Origin of the sequence: Paraburkholderia ferrariae NBRC 106233 (assembly GCF_000685035.1) — a bacterium.
Classification (GTDB): Bacteria; Pseudomonadota; Gammaproteobacteria; order Burkholderiales; family Burkholderiaceae; genus Paraburkholderia; species Paraburkholderia ferrariae.
This window is the reverse complement of record NZ_BAYB01000007.1, coordinates 267,504-282,031: the sequence shown is the minus strand read 5'-3', so window position 1 is coordinate 282,031 and position 14,528 is coordinate 267,504. Positions and strand designations below refer to the sequence as shown.

Here is a 14,528-nt window from a genome sequence, read left to right as displayed (position 1 = left end):
CGCCCGGGCCCGCCGGGCCAAGGCCGCAGCGGGTGTCCAGCATGCCGGCTGGCGCGGATTTACAATATCGGCTATTCAAGAGGCGCTCAACATGTCGTTTTCACCAGGCCTGACCGATTCCGCGGCGCACGCCGCCGCCCTGCACGAGGCCGCCGGCGGCCCGCTCGCCGAGCTCGAACGCGCGCTCACCGCAGCGCGCGAAAACGCGTTCTCGTCGCTCGGCAGCCCGTTCCTCACGCGGCTGCCGGCGGCGCCGCTGCCCGATCCTTACCTCATCGGCTTTTCGGCCGACACGGCCGCGCTCCTCGGCATCGATCCCGCGCTGGTAGCCGATCCTGGCACAGACGCTGCCGCCGACACTGCCACCCGCGCCGCATTCGCCGCCTTCTTCGCGGGCAACGCCACGCGCGAGCGTTCGCCCGCCGCCATGTCGTACGCCTCGGTCTATTCGGGCCACCAGTTCGGCGTGTGGGCGGGCCAGCTCGGCGACGGCCGCGCGCTCGGCCTCGGCGAACTCGCGCACGCGGGACAACGCAACGAGCTTCAGCTCAAGGGCGCGGGCCGCACGCCCTACTCGCGCATGGGCGACGGCCGCGCGGTGCTGCGCTCGTCGATCCGCGAGTTCCTGTGCTCGGAGGCCATGCATCACCTCGGCATTCCGACCACGCGCGCGCTGGCGGTGGTCGGCTCGGACCAGCCGGTGCGGCGCGAAGAGATCGAGACGGCCGCCGTCGTCACGCGCGTTTCACCGAGCTTCGTGCGCTTCGGCCACTTCGAGCATTTTTATGCGAACGACAATGTCGCGGCGCTGCAGGCGCTCGCCGATCACGTGATCGCCCGCTTCTACCCGCACCTGCGCGAAGCCGACGATCCCTATCTCGCGCTGCTCGACGAAGCGGTGCGCAGCACGGCGGCGCTCATGGTCGAATGGCAGGCGGTGGGCTTCTGCCACGGCGTGATGAACACGGACAACATGTCGATCCTCGGCCTCACGATCGACTACGGCCCGTTCGGTTTCATCGACGGCTTCGACGCCAGTCACATCTGCAATCACTCGGATACGCAGGGCCGCTACGCGTACCGCATGCAGCCGCAGATCGGCTACTGGAATCTGTTCTGTCTCGCCCAGGCGCTGCTGCCGCTTTTCGGCCTGCAGCGCGAGGACGCGGACGAGAAGACCCGCGGCGAGCGCGCGGTGGCCGATGCGCAGACCGTGCTCGAACGCTTCAAGGGGCATTTCGCCCCGGCGCTCGAAGCGCGCATGCGCGCGAAGCTGGGTCTCGAAACGGCGCGCGAAGGCGACGATGCGCTATCGAACCGCCTCTTCGAAGTCATGCACGCGAACCGCGCCGACTTCACGCTGACCTTCCGCCATCTTGCCGGGCTTTCGAAGCACGGGGCCCGGCACGATGCACCGGTACGCGACCTGTTCCTCGACCGCGCCGCCTTCGACGCCTGGGCGAACGACTATCGCGCGCGCCTGCAGCAAGAGCCGCGCGACGACGCCGCGCGCGCCGCGGCGATGCATCGCGTGAATCCGAAGTTCGTGCTGCGCAACCACCTCGCGCAAACGGCGATCGAGCGCGCCGCGCAGAAGGATTTCAGCGAAGTGGCGCGGCTCGCGCGCGTGCTCTCGCGCCCGTTCGACGAGCAGCCCGAACATGCGGCCTATGCGGCGCTGCCGCCCGACTGGGCGAGCTCGCTGGAAGTGAGCTGCTCCTCGTGACGCACCATGGCCGCCTGATCGTTGTGTTGTCCCGCATCGGCGCGGCCCTCTCCCCCATACGCGCCTCCGAAGCGATTCGCCCCGGAGGCCACCCCCGGGACCACTACAGGAACCCCACCATGAGCCAGGACGATCACAACTCCCCCGACTACCCCGGCCACAAGGACGATGCCGAGTGGCGCAAGCAGCTCGCGGAAGGCGACTACCAGGTGACGCGCCATGCGGCCACCGAGCGCGCGTTCACGGGCCGCTACTGGGACCACTGGGACCGCGGCGTGTACGACTGCGTGTGCTGCGGCACGCCGCTCTTCGAATCGGATACGAAATTCGACGCCGGCTGCGGCTGGCCGAGCTACTTCCGCCCGATCAACGGCGAGGTGATCGAGGAGCGCACCGACCGCACGCACGGCATGCTGCGCATCGAAGTGCGCTGCAAGCATTGCGGCGCGCATCTCGGCCATGTGTTCGAGGACGGCCCGGCGCCGACCGGACTTCGGTATTGCATCAATTCGGCTGCGCTACAATTCGAGCCCAAGTGAACGCGGACGCGGCACCCGGCGTGCCGCGCCATTTTGGGGTCGCTTCCGGACGCATTTCCGGGCTCACTTCCGGGCTCAGTGCCGGGGTTGCTTCCGTTATCACTGCGGCAAACGCCGCGGCAGCTCTTTTTGCAAACATCCAGGCCGATAATGAAATTTCTGTTTGATCTGTTTCCGATCATCCTGTTCTTCGTTGCCTTCAAGCTGTGGGGCATCTATACGGCCACGGCCGTGGCGATCGTCGCGACGCTCGTGCAGATCGCGTGGGTGGCGTTCCGCCATCGCAAGGTCGATCCCATGCTGTGGCTTTCGCTCGGCATCGTCGTCGTGTTCGGCGGCGCCACGCTCGTGCTGCACGACGAAACCTTCATCAAGTGGAAGCCCACCGTGCTCTACTGGGCCTTCGCGCTCGCGCTGCTCGGCGCGCAGCTCGGCTTCGGCAAGAACCTCATCGAAGCGATGATGGGCAAGCAGATCACGCTGCCGCACCGCATCTGGACGCAGCTGAACCTGATCTGGGCGATCTTCTTCGTGCTGCTCGGCCTCGTGAACCTGTTCGTCGCGTTCCACTTCTCCACCGACGCGTGGGTCGATTTCAAGCTCTTCGGCGCAACCGGCATCCTCGTGGTGTTCATCGTCGGGCAGAGCCTGTGGCTTTCGCGTTACATCAAGGAAGAGGAATGAGCGACGCCTTCCTGAACGCCAGCCCGGGCGAGCGCATGGCCCTGATCGAGTCGCGCCTCGCGGCCGCGCTCGCGCCCGTGGAATCGATCTCGGTGCGCGACGACAGCGCGCAGCACGCAGGCCATGCCGGCGCGGCCGCCGGCGGCCATTACAGCGTAACGGTGGTGGCCGCGGCGTTCGCGGGGAAAGCCCGCGTGGCAAGGCATCGCATGGTGTATGATGCGCTGGCCGAGGCGATGCAGCGCGGCATTCACGCACTCGCGATCACGGCGCTCACGCCCGAAGAAGCCGCAGCGCTGCCCCGGTAGCCCCACTTTCCAGTTAGCCCTTTTTAGTTGCCCTTTGGGTTTGCCCCCTGTTAGGACTTTCCGATGACCTTGAAGAAGACCCGTCTCTGGGTGTTGCTGGCTGCGTGCGCGGCGGCTCCCGCATTCGCGCAGAACATCGCCGTCGTGAACGGCACGCCGATTCCCAAAGCGCGCGCCGACGCGCTGATCGACCAGCTCGTCCGTCAAGGCCAGCAGGACTCGCCGCAGCTCCAGGCCGCGGTGCGCGAAGAACTCGTGAACCGCGAAATCCTCATGCAGGAAGCGATCCGCGAAGGCATTCCGAACCAGCCTGACGTGAAGGCGCAGATCGCCGTGGCCCAGCAGACGGTCGTGCTGCGCGCGCTGATCGACAACTTCGTGAAGAACAACCAGCCGACCGACGCCGAGGTGAAGGCGCGCTACGACCAGCTCACGAAGGACGCGGGCGGCAACGAGTACCACCTGCACCACATCCTCGTGGACAACGAGCAGGAAGCCAAAGACCTGATTGCGAAGATCAAGGCCGGCGCGAGCTTCGAAGACATCGCGAAGCAGTACTCGAAGGACCCGGGTTCGGCGAAGAACGGCGGCGACCTCGACTGGTCGGACCCGAAGGCTTATGTGCCGGAATTCGCCAATGCCGCCACGCATCTGCAGAAAGGCCAGATGACCGATACGCCGGTGCACACGCAGTTCGGCTGGCACATCATCCGCGTGGACGACATCCGCCCGGTCACGCCGCCGCCGCTCGACCAGGTGCGTCAGCAGATCGTCCAGCAGATCCAGCAGGAAAAACTGCAGGCGTTCGAAGAGAATCTGCGCAAGCAGGCGAAGATCCAGTAACGCGCGCTGCGCGCGGCTGTGGCGAAAACCCCGCGACCTCGAGCGGCGCGGGGTTTCATGAGAGGGTCAGCCTGACCGAAACGGCCCGATCGGCTTACGCTGATCGGGCCGTTTTGCGTGCTGCGCGGCCTTTCAAATATTCGAGCCAAACCTCGACCGTCTCCACTGAAATGAAAAACATCACCGTTCGTATTGGAGAACCTGTTGACTCCATCTCAGATGCCACATGGGATGGTCGAGGCAATTCCATAATGTGTCATGTCAGGTACATTGCCGCGAGTCCGCCAAAGACGCCTGCTCTCAGTGAGAACCTGGATCGACAGTTCAACATCGCAGAGCAAAACTATATTCTGGCAGGTGGGTTTTTCTCGATGGCACTTGATCCACAAAAACGAATTGTGGACTGGTCCATCTATACCAACCCGAATCGATGGATTCGAGGGAAGCGCGATTTCGAGGACACCGTACCGGCGACCGCGCATATCGATGCGGATTTCGACGAAAACGGACGTGCGTACCTTGAAGAGCCGACGGAATTCTATGAACCGATTCGCGGCGTGTTCTATCTTTCGTGGGCGGAATCGTCAACGTGGTATGAGATTGCGCCAGGTGTAGCGCTTGGCGTCACCAATGAAGGTCTCCTTGCGCAACTGCGAATAGACGGCCTGGCAATGCCGAAAGTCGAGCGCTTAAATTTGTGGCAGAGGTTGCGGCAACTCCTATGACGCCATGTGGCGTTGCCCTTAGCCTCCGCAACATGGCCCGAACCACCCCATCAGACAGCAAAAAGCCGACCTCACGGGTCGGCTTTTTGCATCAACGGCCGGGCCAAACAGCGCCTCAGCCCACCCACTTGCGCGCATTGCGGAACGCCCGCATCCACGGGCTCGCCTCGCCCCAGGCCTCGGGGTGCCAGCTCATCGTCACCGTGCGCTGCACGCGCTCGGTGTGCGGCATCAGCACGGTGAAGCGGCCGTCCGGCGTGGTGACCGACGTGATGCCCTGCGGCGAGCCGTTCGGGTTGAACGGGTAGGCTTCGGTCGCCTGGGCGCGGTGATCGACGTAGCGCATCGCCACCGCCACCTTCGCGGCGTCGCCCTGTTGCGAGAAGTCCGCGAAGCCTTCGCCGTGCGCCACGGCCACCGGAATGCGCGAGCCTTCCATGCCGGCGAAGAAGATCGACGGCGAGCTCTGCACTTCCACGAGCGAGAAGCGCGCTTCGAACTGCTCGGACTTGTTGCGCGTGAACTTCGGCCAGGCGTCGGCGCCCGGGATCATCGAGGCGAGGCTCGACATCATCTGGCAGCCGTTGCAGATGCCGAGCGCGAAGGTGTCCTGACGCGCGAAGAAGGCCGCGAACATGTCCGCGAGCTTCGCGTTGAAGCGGATCGTCTTGGCCCAGCCTTCGCCCGCGCCCAGCACGTCGCCGTACGAGAAGCCGCCGCACGCCACCGCGCCCGCGAAGTCGGCGAGCGTGGCGCGGCCTTCCAGCAGATCGCTCATGTGCACGTCGTGCGCGTCGAAGCCGGCGCGGTCGAACGCATACGCTGTTTCCAGGTGCGAGTTCACGCCCTGTTCGCGCAGGATCGCCACGCGCGGACGCTTGCCGGTCGAGACGAACGGCGCGGCAATGTCGTCGGTCGGGTCGAACGTGAGGTGCGGCTGCATGCCGGGGTCGGCGGCGTCGAGCAGCGCGTCGTATTCGGCATCGGCGCAGGCCGGGTTGTCGCGCAGGCGCGCGATGCGCCAGCTCACTTCGCTCCACGCGCGCTGCAGTTCGGTGCGCGGCGCTTCGTAAATACGCTTTGCGTCGCGGTAGATCTCGATCGCGTCGCGGTTGTTCAACTGGCCGATCACGTGCGAGCATGCCGACAGGCCATGCTCGCGCAGCACGGCGAACACGGCGTCGCGCTGCTGCGCCGGCACCTGGATCACGGCGCCGAGCTCTTCGGAGAAGAGCGCGCGCAGCGTGCGGTCTTCGCGGCGGCCGCTCGTCTGCTTCGCCCAGTCCTTCGCGTCGCCGTAGTCGGATTCGTGGTCGGCGTCGAGCGCGAGCATGTCCACGTTCAGCGACACGCCCGTGTGGCCCGCAAACGCCATTTCGCACACCGTCGCCCACAGGCCGCCGTCCGAGCGGTCGTGGTAGGCGAGCAGTTGCTCGTTCGCGTTCAGTTGCTGGATGGCCGAGAAGAACTGCTTGAGGTCTTCGGCGCTATCGACGTCGGGCACCGCGTCGCCCACCTGCTGCGTGACCTGCGCGAAGATGCTGCCGCCCAAGCGGTTCTTGCCGCGGCCCAGATCGATGGCGATCAGGACCGACTCGCCCGCTTCGTCGGCACGGCGCAGTTGCGGCGTGAGATGGCGGCGCACGTCTTCGACCGGCGCAAAGGCCGAGATGATGAGCGACACCGGCGCGACCACTTCCTTCGCCACGCCCGCGTCGTTCCACTTCGTGCGCATCGAGAGCGAATCCTTGCCCACCGGAATGCCGATGCCGAGCGCCGGACACAGTTCCATGCCGATCGCCTTCACGGTGTCGTAAAGCGCGGCGTCCTCGCCCGGCGCGCCGCACGCGGCCATCCAGTTCGCGGAGAGCTTGAGCGTGTCGAGCGAGACGATCGGCGCCGAAGCGATGTTCGTGATCGCTTCGCCCACGGCCATGCGGCCCGATGCGGGCGCATCGATCACGGCGAGCGGCGTGCGCTCGGCCATCGTCATCGCTTCGCCCTTGTAGCCCGCGTAGTCGCGCGTCGTGATCGCGCAGTCGGCCACCGGCACCTGCCACGGGCCGACCATCTGGTCGCGCACGCTCGTGCCGCCCACCGTACGGTCGCCGATGGTGATGAGGAAGGACTTGCTGCCCACCGTGGGGTTGCGCAGCACGCTTTTCGCGACTTCGTCGAACGCGATGCCGGTCACGTCCACGGGCACGAGCGGCGTGCTCGTGTGCGTGACGTCGCGGTGCATGCGCGGCGGCTTGCCGAGCAGGATGTCCATCGGCATGTCGACGGGCTGGTGGCCGCCGTTCGCGGCCAGCGCCTTTTCGTCGGTGTCGATGAGCTTCAGTTCGCGCTCGGCCGTTGCCACGCCGACCACGGCGAACGGACAGCGCTCGCGCGCGCAGATCGCCTCGAACATCGGCAGGTCGGCCGGCGCGATGGCCAGCACGTAGCGCTCCTGCGACTCGTTCGACCAGATCTCGCGCGGCGAGAGGCCCGACTCTTCGAGCTGGACCTGGCGCAGTTCGAAGCGCGCGCCCTTGTCGGCGCCATCGACGAGTTCGGGGAACGCGTTCGAGAGGCCGCCCGCGCCCACGTCGTGGATGCTCAGAATCGGGTTGCCCTCGCCGAGCTGCCAGCACGCGTTGATGACTTCCTGCGCGCGGCGCTCGATTTCGGGGTTGCCGCGCTGGACCGAGTCGAAGTCGAGCTCGGCCGTGTTGGTGCCGGTGGCCATCGAGCTCGCTGCGCCGCCGCCCATGCCGATGCGCATGCCCGGGCCGCCGATCTGGATCAGCAGCGAGCCTTCCGGCAGATCGTTCTTGTGCGTGTGCTGCGCGCTGATATTGCCGATGCCGCCCGCGATCATGATGGGCTTGTGGTAGCCGCGCACGGTGCCGGCCACGTTCTGCTCGTAGGTGCGGAAGTAGCCGCCGAGGTTCGGACGGCCGAATTCGTTGTTGAACGCGGCGCCGCCCAGCGGGCCGTCGATCATGATCTGCAGCGGCGAGGCGATGCGGTCGGGGCGGCCGTAGGCTTCGCCCGCTTCCGCCGGATTGCGGTGCGCGCGCGGCGTGGCCGCGTCGCGGGCGTTTTCCCAGCTTTCGCGCGCATCGGGCAGTTCGAGGTTCGAGACCGTGAAGCCCGTGAGACCCGCCTTCGGACGCGCGCCGCGGCCCGTCGCGCCTTCGTCGCGGATTTCGCCGCCCGAGCCTGTCGCGGCGCCGGCGAACGGCGAGATCGCGGTCGGGTGGTTGTGCGTCTCCACCTTCATCAGCGTGTGCGTGAGTTCGGTGTGGCGGCCGTACTGCTCCGCGGGCGCGTTCGCGGCAGCGTTCTTGCGCGGGAACCAGCGTTCGGCCACCGCGCCTTCCATGATCGCCGAGTTGTCCGAGTAGGCGACGATCGTGCCCTGCGGGTTCAGCTTCTCGGTGTTGCGGATCATCGCGAAGAGCGAAAGGTCCTGCTCCTTGCCGTCGATGGTCCAGGTCGCGTTGAAGATCTTGTGGCGGCAGTGCTCGCTGTTGGCCTGCGCGAACATCATCAGCTCGACGTCCGTGGGGTTGCGCTCGAGCTTCGTGAACGCGTTGACGAGATAGTCGATCTCGTCGTCGGCGAGCGCGAGGCCCAGTTCGCCGTTGGCCGTCTCCAGCGCCGCCCGGCCATGGCCGAGCACGTCCACCGTCTGCATGGGCCGCGCCGGCAGTTCGTCGAAGAGATGCAGCGCCGTGTCGCGCGACGCCGCCACGCTTTCGGTCATGCGGTCGTGCAACGCCGCCGCCACGGCCGCGTGGGCTTCGTCGGAGAGGGTCTTCTTGCCGCCGAGCAGGCCCGGCTTCAGCACCACCGTGTATTCGATGCCGCGCTCGATGCGGCGCACGTGTTCGAGGCCGCAGTGACGGGCGATGTCGGTCGCCTTGCTCGCCCACGGCGACACCGTGCCAAAGCGCGGCACGACGAGGAACGTCGCCGCGCTGCCGCGCTCCTGCGGGGCCGCGAACGGCGCGCCGTAGTGCATGAGCGCTTCGATCTTCGCGCTGTCTTCAGCGGTCAGCGGCGTGGCCGAATTGACGAAATGCAGATACTGGCCATGGACGCCGACGATGTTGGCGTCGATACGCTGGAGCGTTTCGAGGAGGCGGGTCTGACGGAAGTCGGAGAGGGCCGAAGCACCGGGGAAACACGAGAAGTGGGCCATGGACTGGGGCGTTGCGTCGAAGTTGCGCGAAGTTGCGTCGCGAAGTTACGTCGCCGGATTGCGTCGGGCAAAGCGCCTCGCGCGGCGGCAAAACGCGAAAGAGGCGATGCGTCGCGCGCGGGAGCGACGTCAGGCGTAAGGGAGACCGCGATTATAACCCGGAAGGCTCGCCCTGGCCGACCCTGCGGACCGCTTTGCGGCGCTGGGCGACGGTTTGCGGGGGGCGGCCCAGTCGCTGGTCAGTCGCTGGTCAGTCGCTGGTCAGCCGCTCGCCGGTCGCTTGTTCATCGCTTCCCGGCCGTCGGCCGACCGCCTGTGACCGCCCTTGCAAGCGCGCGAGCACGCGTTTTACCCGCCGCACGCATGGCGAGGCGCCCCTTTTGGCTGCTATCATTGCGCGTTTCACCCGATCGGCGCGCAGCCTCCGGAAACGGAGGCAGAACGGCGCGCCGCACGCCCCACCCCGGCACGGCGCCTTCTTCCTGCATTGGCGCGCCGCCTGCCTGCAGATCGTATCGTCATGGATGTCATCGTCATTGGCGGCGGAATCGCCGGCGTCGCCACCGCCTATCAGCTGCGCGCGGCGGGCCATCGTGTCTGCGTCGTCGAGCGCCACGCCACGGTCGCGCAAGGCGCCACCTACGGCCATAGCGGCATCGCCCTGCCCACCCCGCTCGACGTCTGGTTCGGCCCCACCTTCCTGCGCGACGGCCGCCAGTCCTCGGGCGGCGTGATCTGCAAGACGGGCTTTGGCGGCCAGGCGCGCGCGTTCGTCAAGCGCCTCGGCGCCCTGCACGGCGCCGCAGCCTTCGAAGCCCGCTATGCACTGCTGCGCCCGCTGATCGAATCGGCCGAAAACCTGCTTGCCGATGCCGAAGGCCGCTTCCAGCTCGAATACGAGCAGCGCGAGGGCCTGCTGTACCTCGTGCGCGGCAGCGACGAATGGGCGCTCACGCAGCCGGCGCTCGAACTGCTGCGCCGCTTCGAGGTGCCGCATCACGCGATGAGCGCCGCCGAATGCAGCGCCGTCGAACCGAATCTGCCCGCCGATCCGCCGTTCGCGGGCGGCGTGCGCTTTACGGCCGGGCGCGTGGCGAACTGCCCGCTGTTCGTCAAACAGCTCAAGCAGGTGCTCGACGCCCAGGGCGGCGTGCAGTTCCAGACCGGCCGCGAAGTGAGCGCGATCCGCCTGGAGAGCGGCCGCGCGGCGGTCGAGCTCGCGCGGCGCCTGCCCGAAGAAGCGCGCTCGCGCGACGTGGAGGTGATTTCCGGCGACGCCGTCGTGGTGGCCGCGGGTGCGCAAACGCCGCGCCTTCTGGCCGCTCACGGCGTCAAGCTGCCGCTCTATCCGTTGCGCCTGCATACGCTGAACGCGCCGGTCGCGCACGAAGAATGCGTGCCGCAGTACACGATCGTCGATGCGGCGAAGCGCATCGCGATCACGCGCATGAACCACCGGCTGCGCATTTCGGGCGGCGCGGTGCTGCTGCGCGCGAACCAGGTGGACGAGCCTCTGCCCGAGGCGCTCACCGAGGACGCGCTCGCGCTCCTCGGCGAAGCCTCGCGCGACTGGGCGCCGGGCGCGGCGCGCATTTCGGCCGCCCTTGCCTGGGAAGGCATGAAGCTGCTTTCGGCCGACGGGCTGCCCACGGTCGGCAGCGCCGGGCATCCGCGGCTCTTCGTCAACGCGGGCCACGGGCCTGCGGGCTGGGCGCTTGCGCTCGGCACCGGGCGCCTCGTCGCGCAGCAGGTCTCGGGCGAGTTGCCCGATCTGCCGCCCGAAACCGTCGAGGCCCTGCGGCCCGATCGCGGCTAACCGCGCCGGGTCGGGACCGGGCCGGGGGCGCCCCGCCCTTCGGCTCGACTCAACTCATCTGCGGGCGGGCGACGCTCACCCCGGCGCGTGACGGCTCGGGTATCGTTGCACTGTCGATACCCCGCCTTGCCGTCACCATGCCCGATACGCCACCTCTCGCTTCCTCCGGCCTGCCCGCCCTCTTCACGCCCCACGACCGCGCCGTGCCGCTCCTGACGGTCGCGGAACTGCGCACGGCCGAAACCGCCGCGCAAGCCGTCCTGCCGCCCCATACGCTGATGGCACGCGCAGGCGCCGCCGCCGCGCGCTTCCTGCTCGAGCAGATCGCCCATGCGCCCTCGCCGGCCTCCGCGCGCCCCGTCTGGCTCGTGGCCGGCCCGGGCAACAACGGCGGCGACGCCCTCGTCACCGCCACCGGACTGCATCGCGCGGGCGTACCCGTGGAAGTGTGCATGCCAGTCGAGGTGAAGCCCGCCGACGCGCGCTGGGCGCTGGAGCAAGCTCGCGCCGCGGGCGTGCCGATCGGAGTTGTCCCGCCTGACAGGTTCGACGGCTACGGCTGGCTCGTGGACGGCATGTTCGGCATCGGCCTCGCGCGCGGGCTCGACGGCATATTTGCCGATCTCGCGCTGCGCATCTCTGCCCACGGCCGGCACGCCGGCCACGTGCTTGCGCTCGACGTGCCAAGCGGCCTCGACAGCGATACCGGCAACGTCGTGGGCGCGGGCCCCGCCGTGCGCGCGACGCATACGGTCACCTTCATCGCGGCCAAGCCGGGCCTCTACACCGGGGCCGGTCGCGATTACGCGGGGGCGGTGAGCGTCGCGCCTATCGACCTCGATGCGGGCCTCGATGCGGACCTTGAAGCGGACCTTGAAGCGGGCCTCGATGCAGGCCCTGAAGCCACCCTTGAAGCCAGCACCGGCGCCGCGGCCAATCCGCCGCCCGCACGGCTCAACGCGCCCGCGCTCTTCGGCCCCTCGCTGCCGGCGCGGGACTTCGCCGCGCACAAGGGCACCTACGGCACGCTGGCCGTGATTGGCGGCGACACCGGCATGTGCGGCGCGCCGATCCTCGCCGCGCGCGCCGCGCTGCTGACGGGGGCGGGCAAGGTCCACGTGGGCTTCCTCGGCAGCGACGCGCCGCCCTACGATGCGCCGCATCCGGAACTGATGCTGCACGCCGCGGGCAAGCTGGCGCTCGGCACGCTCGATGCCGTGGCGGCGGGCTGCGGCATGGGCGGCAGCGCCTCGGCGCGCAATCTCGTCGACCGGATCCTGCAACTGGATGCGCCGGTGCTGCTCGACGCCGACGCGCTCAATCTCGTCGCCCGCGACGAGGCGCTCGCGGCGCAAGTCCCGGCACGCGTCGCGGCGCACCGCACGCCCTGCGTGCTCACCCCGCATCCGCTGGAAGCCGCGCGCCTCCTTGGCACCGACACCGCCACGGTGCAGCGCGACCGCCTTGCCGCCGCGCGTGCGCTTGCCGCGCGCTTCGCGGCGGTGGCGGTGCTCAAAGGCAGCGGCACGGTGATCGCGGCGCCGGATGGCCGCGTGGCCGTCAACCCGACCGGCAACGCGGGCCTCGCCACCGGCGGCACCGGCGACGTGCTGGGCGGCATGATCGGCGCCCTGCTCGCGCAGCGTCTGCCGCCGTTCGAAGCGGCGCTGGCGGGCGTGTGGCTGCACGGCCTTGCCGCCGATACGCTGTGCGCCGAAGGCACCGGCCCCGCGGGTCTGACGGCGGGAGAACTGGCGCCGGCGGTACGACGGCTGATGAACCGCTTGTTCTATCCGTCGCACGGCTGACAAAACCGCACGGGCGTGCACGGAACATCGCACTGGACGAAGCACTGGACCTCGCACCGGACAACGCGCCCGATCCGGCCCCGTCCATCGGTGCAACGGCTCGCGCAGGTGCGTGCGAGCCCGCTATACTGATTCACCGCGCGGCCCGTAAAGCAACGGACGCGGGTGCGCCTCCCTGCGGCACGTGCTCGCCTTTGAAGGCATCGGCACGTCCGCTGTCTTTCATGCGTTCTTCCCCGCCAGACGAACATGACGAATCCCCTCCCTGCATGGTCCGCCCTAGAGGCGCACTACGAACAGATCCGCAACGAACGCCTGCGTGACTGGTTCGCGCCCGCCAACGACCCGGCACCCACGCGCGCCGAACGCTACACGTTCGCGGGCGGCGGCCTCGCGGCCGACTTCTCGAAGAACCGCGTCAACGACGCCACGCTGAAGCTGCTCGTGCAGCTCGCGCGGGAAGCGGGTGTCGAGGCGCGCCGCGACGCGATGTTCGCAGGCGAGATCGTCAACCCGACCGAAGGCCGCGCGGCGCTGCACACGGCGCTGCGCGCGAGCGAGCCGGACGCGCCCTTCCATGCGCAGATCCAGGCCGAAAAGGCGAAGATGGCGAAATTCGCCGACGCCGTGCGCAGCGGCGCCTGGACCGGCTACACGGGCAAGCGCATCCGGCACGTGGTGAACATCGGCATCGGCGGCTCCGATCTGGGCCCGAAGATGGTCGTGCACGCGCTCGATCATCTCGCCACGCCCGAGATCACCTCGCACTTCGTCTCCAACGTCGACGGCGCGGACCTGTGGCGCGTCATCAAGGACATCGACCCGGAAGAGACGCTCGCGATCATCGTCTCCAAGACCTTCACGACGCTCGAAACCATGACGAACGCGCGCTCGATGCGCGACTGGTTCGTCAAGCACGGCTGCCCGGAAAGCGCGCTCGCGAAACACTTCGTGGGGGTGTCGGCGAATCCTGCCGAGGTCGTGAAGTTCGGCATCGCCAAAGACAACGTGTTCGAGATGTGGGACTGGGTGGGCGGGCGCTACTCGCTGTGGTCGGCCGTGGGCCTTTCGATCATGATCGCAATCGGGCCGCAGCAGTTCGACGAACTGCTCGCCGGCGCACACGACATGGACAAGCATTTCCGCGAGGCGCCGCTCGAAAAGAACCTGCCCGTGCTGCTCGGCATGATCGGCATCTGGTATCGCAACTTCTTCGGCTCGCAGAGCTACCTGGTCGCGCCGTATTCGGAAGCGCTCCACTACCTGCCCTCGTACCTGCAGCAGCTCGAAATGGAGAGCAACGGCAAGTCGGCGCGGCTCGACGGCCAGTTCGTCGATTACCCCACCGCCGCCGTCACCTGGGGCGAGCCGGGCACCAACGGCCAGCACGCGTTCTTCCAGATGCTGCACCAGGGCCCGACGATCGTGCCGATCGACTTTGTCGCCGTGCTCACGCCCGAGCATCCGCTGGGCGACCACCAGTCCAAGCTGCTCGCGAACTGCTTCGCTCAGAGCGAGGCGCTGATGCTCGGCCGCACCGAGGAAGAAGCGCGCAAGGTGGCGGGCCCGGACAAGCCCGAGCTCGTCCCGCACCTGATGTTCCCCGGCAACCGCCCGACCACCACGCTGCTCGTGGACGCGCTCACAGCGCGCTCGCTCGGCGCGCTGATCGCGCTCTACGAGCACAAGGTGCTGGTGCAGGCTTCGGTGTGGGACATCAACCCGTTCGATCAGTGGGGCGTGGAGCTCGGCAAGATTCTCGGCAAGGTGGTCGAGGCCGACCTCACGGCCGCGCCGGGCGGCGTCAAGCAACACGATTCGTCGACGGCCGCGCTGATCGCGCGGGCACGCGCCGCGCTCAAGCGCTGAGGTGACGGAACGGGGCAT

General features: G+C 68.1%; 10 protein-coding genes. 9 read left to right on the top strand and 1 reads right to left on the bottom strand.

All coding sequences use genetic code 11. From position 1 onward, the window contains the following. Positions 1-91 precede the first annotated feature (91 nt). From BFE01S_RS08155 to BFE01S_RS08130, 6 genes are all read left to right on the top strand, one after another. Positions 92-1,726 (top strand): protein adenylyltransferase SelO, encoded by a 1,635-nt coding sequence (locus BFE01S_RS08155; protein WP_028225048.1) that lies wholly within the window; start codon positions 92-94, stop codon positions 1,724-1,726. Between the two features lie 119 nt (positions 1,727-1,845). Then, positions 1,846-2,265 (top strand): peptide-methionine (R)-S-oxide reductase MsrB, encoded by a 420-nt coding sequence (gene msrB, locus BFE01S_RS08150; RefSeq protein ID WP_028225047.1) that lies wholly within the window; start codon positions 1,846-1,848, stop codon positions 2,263-2,265. Between the two features lie 150 nt (positions 2,266-2,415). Beyond that, the gene (locus tag BFE01S_RS08145) at positions 2,416-2,949 is read left to right on the top strand and encodes a septation protein A (protein ID WP_028225046.1); all 534 of its coding nucleotides are present in this window, start codon (positions 2,416-2,418) and stop codon (positions 2,947-2,949) included. Next, a complete protein-coding gene (locus BFE01S_RS08140) occupies positions 2,946-3,257 on the top strand; it encodes a BolA family protein (RefSeq protein ID WP_028225045.1) in 312 nt (103 codons plus the stop codon). Before BFE01S_RS08145 ends, BFE01S_RS08140 begins: the two co-directional genes overlap by 4 nt. Positions 3,258-3,320: 63 nt before the next feature. Next, positions 3,321-4,100, top strand: coding sequence for a peptidylprolyl isomerase (locus tag BFE01S_RS08135; protein ID WP_028225044.1), 780 nt, complete (start codon positions 3,321-3,323; stop codon positions 4,098-4,100). 170 nt (positions 4,101-4,270) lie between these two features. Then, on the top strand, positions 4,271-4,825 hold the full coding sequence (locus BFE01S_RS08130) for a hypothetical protein (protein ID WP_156966944.1): 555 nt from the start codon (positions 4,271-4,273) through the stop codon (positions 4,823-4,825). A gap of 115 nt (positions 4,826-4,940) precedes the next feature. On the opposite strand, the gene purL is transcribed toward BFE01S_RS08130, so the two are convergent. Beyond that, positions 4,941-9,017: a phosphoribosylformylglycinamidine synthase gene (gene purL / locus BFE01S_RS08125; RefSeq protein ID WP_028225042.1), complete on the bottom strand. Its 4,077-nt coding sequence runs from the start codon at positions 9,015-9,017 to the stop codon at positions 4,941-4,943. Positions 9,018-9,537: 520 nt separating this feature from the next. Here purL and BFE01S_RS08120 point away from each other — a divergent pair. The 3 genes from BFE01S_RS08120 to pgi all read left to right on the top strand — a co-directional run bounded on the left by BFE01S_RS08120 (position 9,538) and on the right by pgi (position 14,510). Continuing rightward, positions 9,538-10,833: an NAD(P)/FAD-dependent oxidoreductase gene (locus BFE01S_RS08120; protein WP_028225041.1), complete on the top strand. Its 1,296-nt coding sequence runs from the start codon at positions 9,538-9,540 to the stop codon at positions 10,831-10,833. A 137-nt stretch (positions 10,834-10,970) separates the two neighbouring features. Next, complete coding sequence (locus BFE01S_RS08115) at positions 10,971-12,641, top strand: NAD(P)H-hydrate dehydratase (protein ID WP_052420819.1); 1,671 nt, start codon at positions 10,971-10,973, stop codon at positions 12,639-12,641. Positions 12,642-12,890: 249 nt separating this feature from the next. After that, positions 12,891-14,510, top strand: a complete 1,620-nt coding sequence (gene pgi, locus BFE01S_RS08110; RefSeq protein WP_028225039.1) for a glucose-6-phosphate isomerase — start codon at positions 12,891-12,893, stop codon at positions 14,508-14,510. Positions 14,511-14,528: the final 18 nt, after the last annotated feature.

What these genes read in the sequence shown, in the direction of transcription:
- msrB (WP_028225047.1), top strand. Translation starts at nt 1,846, where the DNA reads ATGAGCCAGGACGATCACAACTCCCCCGACTACCCCGGCCACAAGGAC.
- BFE01S_RS08155 (WP_028225048.1), top strand. Translation starts at nt 92, where the DNA reads ATGTCGTTTTCACCAGGCCTGACCGATTCCGCGGCGCACGCCGCCGCC.
- pgi (WP_028225039.1), top strand. Translation starts at nt 12,891, where the DNA reads ATGACGAATCCCCTCCCTGCATGGTCCGCCCTAGAGGCGCACTACGAA.
- BFE01S_RS08120 (WP_028225041.1), top strand. Translation starts at nt 9,538, where the DNA reads ATGGATGTCATCGTCATTGGCGGCGGAATCGCCGGCGTCGCCACCGCC.
- purL (WP_028225042.1), bottom strand. Translation starts at nt 9,017, where the DNA reads ATGGCCCACTTCTCGTGTTTCCCCGGTGCTTCGGCCCTCTCCGACTTC.
- BFE01S_RS08145 (WP_028225046.1), top strand. Translation starts at nt 2,416, where the DNA reads ATGAAATTTCTGTTTGATCTGTTTCCGATCATCCTGTTCTTCGTTGCC.
- BFE01S_RS08130 (WP_156966944.1), top strand. Translation starts at nt 4,271, where the DNA reads ATGAAAAACATCACCGTTCGTATTGGAGAACCTGTTGACTCCATCTCA.
- BFE01S_RS08140 (WP_028225045.1), top strand. Translation starts at nt 2,946, where the DNA reads ATGAGCGACGCCTTCCTGAACGCCAGCCCGGGCGAGCGCATGGCCCTG.
- BFE01S_RS08115 (WP_052420819.1), top strand. Translation starts at nt 10,971, where the DNA reads ATGCCCGATACGCCACCTCTCGCTTCCTCCGGCCTGCCCGCCCTCTTC.
- BFE01S_RS08135 (WP_028225044.1), top strand. Translation starts at nt 3,321, where the DNA reads ATGACCTTGAAGAAGACCCGTCTCTGGGTGTTGCTGGCTGCGTGCGCG.